Annotated in this window: 7 protein-coding genes; 1 reads left to right on the top strand and 6 read right to left on the bottom strand. The window is 58.9% G+C overall.

The annotated features are described in order from the left end of the window. Positions 1–293: 293 nt before the first annotated feature. Together ASG35_RS13415 and ASG35_RS13410 are read right to left on the bottom strand one after the other, a co-directional pair. A complete protein-coding gene (locus tag ASG35_RS13415) occupies positions 294–2033 on the bottom strand; it encodes a GMC oxidoreductase (protein WP_056357748.1) in 1740 nt (579 codons plus the stop codon). A gap of 346 nt (positions 2034–2379) precedes the next feature. Beyond that, positions 2380–2979: a DapH/DapD/GlmU-related protein gene (locus ASG35_RS13410; protein ID WP_056357765.1), complete on the bottom strand. Its 600-nt coding sequence runs from the start codon at positions 2977–2979 to the stop codon at positions 2380–2382. A gap of 312 nt (positions 2980–3291) precedes the next feature. Between ASG35_RS13410 and ASG35_RS13405 the strand changes: the two genes are divergently transcribed. Continuing rightward, positions 3292–3756 (top strand): hypothetical protein, encoded by a 465-nt coding sequence (locus ASG35_RS13405; protein WP_056357745.1) that lies wholly within the window; start codon positions 3292–3294, stop codon positions 3754–3756. An 85-nt stretch (positions 3757–3841) separates the two neighbouring features. Here the strand turns inward: ASG35_RS13405 and ASG35_RS13400 are convergent, their stop codons facing one another. From ASG35_RS13400 to gmd, 4 genes are all read right to left on the bottom strand, one after another. After that, positions 3842–5176, bottom strand: coding sequence for a glycosyltransferase WbuB (locus tag ASG35_RS13400; protein WP_056357742.1), 1335 nt, complete (start codon positions 5174–5176; stop codon positions 3842–3844). Positions 5177–5325: 149 nt separating this feature from the next. Then, the gene (locus tag ASG35_RS13395) at positions 5326–6468 is read right to left on the bottom strand and encodes a glycosyltransferase family 4 protein (protein ID WP_056357739.1); all 1143 of its coding nucleotides are present in this window, start codon (positions 6466–6468) and stop codon (positions 5326–5328) included. 57 nt (positions 6469–6525) lie between these two features. Then, complete coding sequence (locus ASG35_RS13390; RefSeq protein WP_056357736.1) at positions 6526–7482, bottom strand: GDP-L-fucose synthase family protein; 957 nt, start codon at positions 7480–7482, stop codon at positions 6526–6528. Positions 7483–7489: 7 nt separating this feature from the next. Beyond that, positions 7490–8608 (bottom strand): GDP-mannose 4,6-dehydratase, encoded by a 1119-nt coding sequence (gene gmd, locus ASG35_RS13385; protein WP_056357733.1) that lies wholly within the window; start codon positions 8606–8608, stop codon positions 7490–7492. Positions 8609–8632 lie beyond the last annotated feature (24 nt).

Genomic DNA, 8632 nt, shown 5'->3' with positions numbered 1-8632 from the left:
GCTATGTCCCCGTACAAGTGTCAACCATGTCTCCGGTCTAAACAGCCGTTGGAAAAAGAAATGAAGTCCCGCCACGGACAGTGGCTAGAAGTGCTAAAAAAATCAGATAACAGCAAACGCGCGAAGACCTAAACAGCAACAACCCAGCATCAACCCAGCAACACCCCAAACCCCCACACCATCCCCCGCGCCAGCAAAAAGAAAACCCGCCGATGTCACCACCGGCGGGTCCCTTAAAATCGGCTACGAATATCGGAAAGGAACAACCAAACCTATCCGATAAACAAGCCGCCCTACTTCTTCGCCATGAAGGCAAGATCCGAAGACGCATGCAGCTTCGACGCAGCGTATGACATCGGCTCCTCAGATACGCGGCGCTCGACGCCGGCTCCAATCGATGTCACCGAAGCCAGTGGCGAAACTTCACCCCGCAACGCCTTCAGAATATGTTCCGACAGCCGCAAGGTCATTGCTGCAATCGTGATGGTCGGAAAATTCGCCCCGACCGTGGGAAACACCGAACTCCCCGCTATAAACAAGTTGCTCATGCCATGCACCAGGCAATTGCGATCGACCACGCCTTGCTTCGGCGAATCGTGCATGCGGGTCGTGCCCATGTGATGCCACGTGCCTTCCAGCTGCGCCGGCCACGGCTTGCCTTCGAGCGGCTCGTCGAGCTGGACATCGGCCACGCCGGTGCGTTGCATTTCTTCCGCGAGCAGCGTGACGGTGCGATCGAACGTGCGCTTGACCAGCTCGGTCAGTTGCCAGTCGACCTTCACGCGATTCATGCCGAGCGCGTCTCGTTGCGACGACAACGTTACACGGCTATCGCGGTTCGGTTCGGCTTCGACGATCGTCTGAAACTTGACGTCGGTAATGAGCGGACGCGGCTGCAACAATCGCGCAAGCCCGAAACATGCGGTGTCCACAGGATGCATAGCCATGGTCAGCAGGTCCTGCGAAACACTCCAGCCCGGCTGATCCTTTTGCAACACGGCCTGCTTGCATCGGATCAACGCTTCGGCGCCTTCCGTGTTTTCGCCGCGGAACATCGAGTAAAACCACACGCGTGCATTAAGCAGCCGCTCACGTTCGAGCACCTTTTGCGTCAGCGCGAATTGCGACGAGATGAACTGCCCGTGCGCCGATACCGATGCGTTCTGATAGTGATACTTGATGTCGTAGAGCTTGTTGCGCGCCCACGGCTTCTTGAACTTGATGCTGCCCGTCATGGTGCGCGGATGGTCCATGAAATACCGGCCGACAATGTCGTTGCCGTTACCCAGTCCTTCCGCCTGCACCTTGTTGGAAGCAAGCAGCAGACGCGCATTCTCGATACCGCCCGTCGCCAGAATGAAGATCTTGGCGGAGACGGAAAAGCGCCGGCCGCTCAACGTGCCTACGTCGATCTGCGTCACGTGCTTCGCTTCGCTCTCCGTAGCAATGTTCATTGCGTTCGCGTTGAGGAACACGCGCACATGCGACGACTCGCCGAGCACAGCCTTGTACACCTTGCCAAAACGCACTGGCGGGCTGAACTGCGAGATCGTGTCGCGCACCGTGCCGCTTGGCAGCGGATGACGCTTTACATCGTCACGGCCAATCGCCGCTTCCCAATACGCCGGCTCGAAATTATTCTCGCCAAGCTTGAGCAGCGCATGCGTGCGGGCATAGTACGGACGCAGTTCGTCGAGTCCGAAAGGCCAGCCGCTGTCGTTCACCCAATCGCGTTTTTCGAAGTCCCACGAATCGAGCGGACGGCACCAGCCGCCCCAGCAATTGCTGCTGCCGCCGAGAAACCGGCTGCGGCTGCCATCGGCATATGTGTATGGAATGCCGACGTTCTCACCGCGATACAAATCGCGCGTGGCGTCGTCCGGCTTGTAACCGCCGCTTTCCAGGAGGACGGTATCCACTCCCTGCTTATCCATTTCGAGCGCGAGCGTAATCCCCGCAACCCCTGCCCCGATGATGCAGACGGTCGTCTTCACTACCGCGTTCTGCTCTACATTTCGGCTGTCAATGAACATTCCCCGTGCTCCCTCTCGTGTGCAGCAGTTCGCCTAATCGTGTTGCCGGCTTATCCGCTGTCGCCACCCGTTATAGAAACGCTTCGCTGCCGTGGCGCGTCGCGCGATTCGCTGCGCCGCCGGCGCCAGGACGAAAACCGTCCATCTTTTATCTGACGAAACGCCATGCGAGTCCGGCCAGTCCACGTAAGGTCAGGAGATCATCCCAGCCTAGCCTGCGTGTAATAGTCGTTGCACCCGCGCTGCGTTACCCGCCAAGATAAAGGCGCATGCGGCCAAAGCGCGCTGGTCTGTCGCGCGCGGCACATGCGAAAAACTCCATGCTTTAATACGGCCCCGTTTCGGTTCAGGCGGTAAAACGCTTCCTGATAAACCGTACCGGATTGCCGCCATATACACCTTCTGCTTCCAGCGACCGATGTACCACCGACAGCGGTGTCACCACTGTCGAGCGGCCGATGGTCACGCCCATTTGTACGACGCATTTCGATGTGATCCACACGCCGTCTTCAATCACGATCGGCTTGACATGCAAATCCATGTTCGTCGCGAGATCGTGTGAACCGGTAGTGAGAAATGCGTCTTGTGAGATGCAGACATTCGACCCGATGCGAATCGATGTCTGGTTATAGATCCATGCGTTCACGCCAAACCAGCAGTTGTCGCCCACTTCGAGATTCCACGGCGCCTTCACGCGGATGGGATGCGGCATGCGGCAACCGGCGCCAATGCGCGCGCCGAATCGGCGCAGCAGCCAGACCCGTATGCCCGATACCGGTATGAACTTGTTGTTGATGATCGCGGCCTCGAGGAAGAACCACACGAGTTCGGTGAACTTGCCGCGTTTCGCTACGTAGTTGCCCTTGCCCGCAAGGCTCAGGTCGATGACATGGACGCCGTTGCCCTGCGTATTCGCAGCGGCATGGCGAGCGCCTTCCTGCGCCATATCCTGGACCACATCTTCTTCAATGCAATGTTCGTCGATTGTTCTGTGCATGTTAGCCGGCCCCCGAGCCCGTAGCGGCGAATGCATTGCAGCACCGCATGAAACGATTATGGTCGAAGCGTCTGATTGTCCTGGTGTGCCAGCCCACTAATGGCCGCAATAGAAAGACTTTTGGCGGCATCTGCATGACCCGCATGGGACCTGCGAACGAAAGATTTGCTACCTTGAAACAAGGGGTGCCAGCCGCTCGACAGCGCCGCAAGTTTGGGATAACAATCAATCCTCATATTGAGCGATACATCGGAGTGCGTCATGAAATCATCTATTCGCCGGCTTGCGTCTCATCGCGTGTTGGCCATGCTTGTTGCTGGTGCAGCGTGGTCCGCGTTGCCATCCGCCCATGCCGCTGCAGGCGACGCCGGCACGCGCGACTACGCGGCAGAAGACAAGCTCCTCGGCGGCCCATCTTCTTACGCCGGTTATGCCGACCCCTATGGTCAGGCGCCGAACGCCAATGGCAAGGGCGCGAAGAATGGCGCCAAGGCGGCTACCGCCACCACTTCGGCCGAAACCATGATGAACAACAACGCGGACCCGGCGCAGACCAACGCATCGTTCGTCAAGCCGGGAACGGTCGTGGTGAAACGCGGCGCGCGCGTGCAGAATGCAAACGGAAAGATCGTTGCCACGCCCGATACCGCCGCGCAATCGGTTTATGGCGCTAACGGCGTCAAGGTCGCGAGAAAACCACTGGAAATCTATAAGTCGCCGTATTGAAGTCTCGCCTACGCAAAAGAAAACCGCCCGACACAGAAATGCATCGGGCGGCTTGCAGACCAGCCGTACGTTTTTGAACCGCGCTTCAATCGATCTTCTCGATCTCCACGAGTTTCACCGCAGGCTTGCTTTTCGGCGCAGCGGCAACCGTATTCCCCGCCTTCGCCTCCTTGCGTTCCCCCGACCGAAGACCCGCGCGTTCTCCTCTGAGCATGCGCAGTTTGTCGTCTAGCCGTCCCAGCACCCACGCCGGCGACAGATGCAATTCCGCGAACACACGTCCTTCTGCGCCGAGTGCCGCACGTTGTTCCGGGTTCGCGACCAACGTTTCAATGGCAGCCGCCAAAGCGTCCACATTCTCCGGCGGCACTACTACCCCGCGCGATGAAACCACGTTGTGCAGCTCCGTTCCCGGACGCGCCATTGCGATCACCACGCGGCCGCTCGCGAACATGCCCGTGAGCTTGGACGGCATCACCAGATCAGCAGCGTCGCCGCGTTGCGGAAGCACGTGGATATCGGCGAGATTGAGCAGTTCGTTCAACCGCTCGACCGGCTGCAGCGGAATGAACCTGCAGTTGCTCAGGTTCTCGCAGGACTTTTCCAGATCGGGTTTCGTCGCGCCGTTGCCGCAGAAAACAAACGTGATGTCCTCGCGTCTGGCGAGCGCGTGAGCCGCGCCCGCGAGCACTTCTATGCCCTGCTTCGACCCCATGTTCCCCGCATACAGAACGACTTTCGCGTGCTCCGGAATCTTGAGTTCTTCACGGAACGTGTTCTTGCGCTGCATGGGAAAGATCGCGCTGATGTCGACCCAGTTCGGCAGCCGGAACATGCGCGACGGCAACACGCCCTTCGTCATGGCGCGTTCGAGCATCTTGTCCGAGATTGTGGACACCATGTCGAAGCGGCACAGGATTGCGCTCTCGATGAAACGCGCGATACGCCCTGCGCGTTTGCTTTTAAGCAGACCCAGGTCGAACGCCGCATCTACTTCGAAATCCTGAATATGCAGCCACGAATGAGCGCCCGTCAGTTTAGCGAGCACCAATGCCGCTGGCGCGTTGAGCATGGTCGGCGCAATGGTCATCACCACGTCCGGACGCCATAACGTCTGCTTCATGAGCGCAGGCAGTGAAGCCATTGCAAACGATGCAAGATGAACCATGCGCTTCAGACCGCTCGGATGTGCAGGCACCCACAACGGCGCACGCCAGATCCGCACGTTATTGCGCGTCTCACACGCGTTGCGCCATACCGAATAATCCTTGGCAATTTTCCATTCCGGATAATACGGAGGCGCGCAAACGACACGAACCTCATGGCCGTGCTGCTGCAGCGTCTCCGCCATCTCGGCAGTGTACTTGCCCGTACCCGTCAGCTCGGGCGCGTAATTCAGCCCGTAGATTAGGATTCTCATTCTGCCTCCACTTCCGCCGGACTAACGCGCGCCGGCGAAACGGATTTGTGCCAGACATCACTCACGGAATTCTCCCAGGCGCGTAAGCGCCCGGACGACCATGCGTGGCTCTCTTGTGGTTGGATCGAAACCGGAAGCGGTTGGCGCAGTCAGTCGCTGAGCATCATCGCGCAGCCCCTTGCAATGTTTGCGGCCGCGGAAGGCGGGTCGAAACGCTGGATCACGTCCATGCAGCGCTTGGCCGAACCAGCGGTATCGGCGAAAGCTTCTATGGACTTGAGCATCGTGCGTTGCAAGGCAGGCACATCGCCGGCCGGAAATGCGTAACCCGATACACCGTCGATCACCAGCTCCGGCACACACCCGCAGCTCTCGCTCACAACCGAAGGACAGCCGTGACTCAACGCTTCGTTGACCACCAGCCCCCACGGTTCGCTCATGCTCGGCAACACCATGCAGGTGGCGCTAAAGTATTCGATCGAAAGCGGCTCGTCCTGCAGGCTGCCCAGGAACGTGATCGAATCGGCGAGACCCATGTCCGTCACCTTCGCCTTGAGTTCGTCGCCCATTGGACCGGTGCCGACAATGCGCAACGATGCATCGGGAATACGTTCTTTCAAGCCACGGAACGCGTCGATCAGCGTGCCGATGCCTTTCTCAGGGGACAGCCGTCCCACGTAGACGAACACAGGCTTCGATCCCGCGCGGTAATGCATCCGGTCCGACAGCGCGCGCTCGGGCGAAAACGAACGCGGCAACGCCGCTGCCTGGCACGGGATGAAAATCTTTTCCTGCTTCGCGCCGAGCGACATCAGGTATTCACGGCTGCGTTCCCCGAAGCCGAAATAACCATCGCACAACGAGAAAAACACGCGCTTCGGAATCGATGTGAGCATCTTGCGCGGCCGGTCGCGTCCCGTGGAATCACAGAACACGGCGCGCCGTTTGCCGGTCAGGATGCACGCGGCCATCATCGCCCAGTATTCAGGACGGTGATAACCCGGCAGCACGACCAGATCGGTCTTGGCTTTCAGCACTTCCCACGTGAGGCGCGCCGTCATGCGCCAGGTCGGAACGTCTTCGTAACAGCCGTTGTAGAGCTTGCGCATCGGATAGCTGTGGAACGAATAATCCACGTCCGAGAAGCCGACACGGTCGTGCTCGGTATCGGCGATCTGCACCATCGAATATTTGATCGATCCCGAGCCTGAAATGTTGTGCAGCGCGGACAAAACAGCCCCTTTGTGCCGCGACCAGACGACATTATGGAAAATGGTGACCGTTGCGTTCATGTTCTAGTTATCCCTATTGGTGACGTGTACTTCACGAGGCATGAGGCACCCCCGGCCTCATGCGTGAGCCGGCTGCTGGCTCAACGCCTCGTAGTGCTGCAAGAAGTCCTGATAGGTCGCGCGAATGCCTTGCTCGAGCCCCGTCGATGCAAGCCATCCCATGTTGCCGAGCTTGGACACATCAAGCAGCTTTCTCATCGTGCCGTCCGGCTTGGTCGCGTCGAACACGAGCTCACCTTCGAAACCGACGACGCGGCAAACCGTTTCCGCCAGCTCGCGGATAGACAAGTCTTCGCCCACGCCCACGTTGAACACGCCTTCGTCATGCGCGCTTTCCATCAGGAAGACTGCGGCGCCCGCAAGGTCGTCCACATGCAGGAACTCACGGCGCGGCGTACCCGATCCCCATACCGTCAACGTGCTTTCGCCATTCAGCTTGGCTTCGTGCGCCTTGCGGATCAGGGCCGGCAACACATGGCTGCTTTTCAGATCGTAGTTGTCGTTCGGACCGTAGAGGTTGGTTGGCATCAGCGAGATGAACTTGCAACCGTACTGACGGTTATAAGCCTCGCAAAGCTTCAGCCCCGCGATCTTCGCGATGGCATACGCCTCGTTGGTCGGCTCCAGCGCCGAGGTCAGGAGGTACTCTTCCTTGATCGGCTGCGGACACGCCTTCGGATAGATACAAGACGAACCAAAGAACACCAGTTTCGAAACATTCCAGCGGCATGCCGCATGGATCACGTTCGTTTCGATCGTCAGGTTTTCGTAGATGAACGATGCCGGCAGCGTCGAGTTCGCCAGAATGCCGCCGACCTTCGCGGCCGCGAGCATCACCACGTCGATGCTCTCTTTCTCGAAGAACATGTTCACGCCGACCTGGTCCGTCAGGTCGAGCTGCGAACGCGTGCGGGTGATGATGTTCCGATACCCCGCGTCGGTGAGCCGGCGCACCAGCGCGGACCCGACCATGCCCCGATGACCCGCTACAAAAATGCGTGCGTTTTTGTCCATGATGTTTTTACTCGTGGTGTTCAAGAGCTTTGAATCCGGCCATCGTGACGAGGGCGTCACGGCGTGCGATCTGGTAGTCCGAGCGAACCATCTCCTTGACGAGCGCGGAGAAGGACGTCGTGGGACGCCAGCCTAGTTTTGCGTGCGCCTTCGACGGGTCGCCCAGCAAGGTTTCAACTTCAGTGGGACGGAAATAACGCGGATCGACGCGGACGATCACATCGCCCTTGACGAGTTTTGTTTCGCGGCCTTCGACCCGATCCACGATACCGACTTCGTCCACGCCCTTGCCTTCGAAGCGCAGATGCACGCCGAGCTCGGCCGCTGCCTGCACCACGAACTCACGCACGCTGTGCTGTTCGCCCGTTGCAATGACGAAGTCTTCCGGCTTATCCTGCTGCAGCATCAGCCATTGCATTTCAACGTAGTCGCGTGCATGACCCCAGTCGCGCAGCGCCGACAGATTGCCGAGATACATGTTGGCCTGCATGCCGACCGCGATACGCGCCATGGCGCGTGTGATCTTGCGCGTGACGAAGGTCTCGCCGCGCACCGGCGACTCGTGATTGAACAAGATGCCGTTGCACGCGTACATGCCATACGCTTCGCGATAATTCACCGTCATCCAGTACGCGTAGAGCTTCGCTGCTGCATACGGACTGCGCGGATAGAACGGCGTGGTTTCGCGTTGCGGCGATTCCTGCACGAGTCCATACAGTTCCGACGTCGATGCCTGATAAAAACGCGCCTTCTTTTCCATGCCCAGAATGCGAACGGCTTCGAGGATGCGCAATGCACCGAGGCCATCGGCATTCGCCGTGTATTCCGGCTCTTCGAACGACACCTGCACGTGGCTTTGCGCGCCCAGGTTATAGATCTCGTCCGGCTCGGTGCGCTGCACGATATGCATGATGCTGGACGTATCCGTCAGGTCCCCGTGATGCAGCACCAGCTTCGGGCCGTCTTCATGCGGATCGCTGTAGAGATGGTCGATGCGATCCGTGTTGAAGAGCGAGCTACGACGCTTGATGCCGTGCACCTCATAGCCTTTTTCCAACAACAACTGAGCCAGATAGGACCCGTCCTGTCCCGTAACGCCGGTAATCAAAGCGACCTTGTGTTTCATCTTGTGCCTCTCGTCTTTCTCGTG

Origin of the sequence: Burkholderia sp. Leaf177, from assembly GCF_001424345.1 — a bacterium.
In the GTDB taxonomy this organism is placed as follows: domain Bacteria; phylum Pseudomonadota; class Gammaproteobacteria; order Burkholderiales; family Burkholderiaceae; genus Caballeronia.
The sequence above is the reverse complement of the archived record's forward strand: the minus strand, read 5'-3'. Positions and strand labels throughout refer to the sequence as shown.